The organism is Oceanobacillus sp. NCCP-135 (genome assembly GCF_059698015.1).
The window spans coordinates 1-703 of sequence record NZ_BAAKSZ010000082.1 but is presented as its reverse complement, the minus strand read 5'-3'; the positions used below and the strand labels follow the sequence as shown (position 1 = coordinate 703).

General features: G+C 42.0%; 1 protein-coding gene. It reads left to right on the top strand.

Annotated features, from left to right (window positions below; all coding sequences use genetic code 11):
• Positions 1-89: 89 nt before the first annotated feature.
• On the top strand, positions 90-703 hold a 614-nt coding region (locus AC6HVZ_RS19615; RefSeq protein ID WP_497559799.1), incomplete at its 3' end, for a transposase family protein.

The window sequence follows — 703 nt, the reverse complement described above, 5'->3', positions numbered from 1 at the left end:
ACTCCACAAAGTTTGTCCCTACCTCTTATCTCGGAACGCACCTAAAATAGATATTGTTTATAAATTTTAGGGAAATGGGGAGAAAAAAGATGGACGAGACATTACGAAATGAGATTGCGGCTTTTCGATTTGGATTAATTGCCCAAATTGCCCAACGCAAGCTACAACCAGGGGAGAGGTATGCCCTTTTGCGAGACATTGCCAAAGGAACCTATACCATTCCAGGGAGTGAAAAGACCACAGTCAGTATTCGATCATTAGAACGGTATTTACAGAAGTACGAAGAAGATGGCTTTGAAGCACTAAAACCAAAGCCAAGGGTGAAAAAAGGCTCGTTGAAAAACATGGATCCTGCCATACTGGATCGAGCGATTGCCCTTCGCAAGGAACTTCCAAGTCGAAGTGTCGATCAAATTATCCGGATACTAGAATTGGAGAATCACATATCTCGAGGGGAGATAAAGGCACGAACGTTATCACGTTATTTTCAAGAACAGGGATGGAGTAAACGGGATCTTCATCGCGCTGTAAAAAAGGAGTTTCGTCACTTTGAACATCAAGCACCGAATGATTGTTGGCAGGCTGATACACAGCACACACTTTATTTGCCTGATCCAAGAGATCCGAAAAGACGGAAAAAGGCGTATTTAATAGCTATAATTGATGATCATAGTAGAAGAATGATGCATGCGGAGTTTTTCTT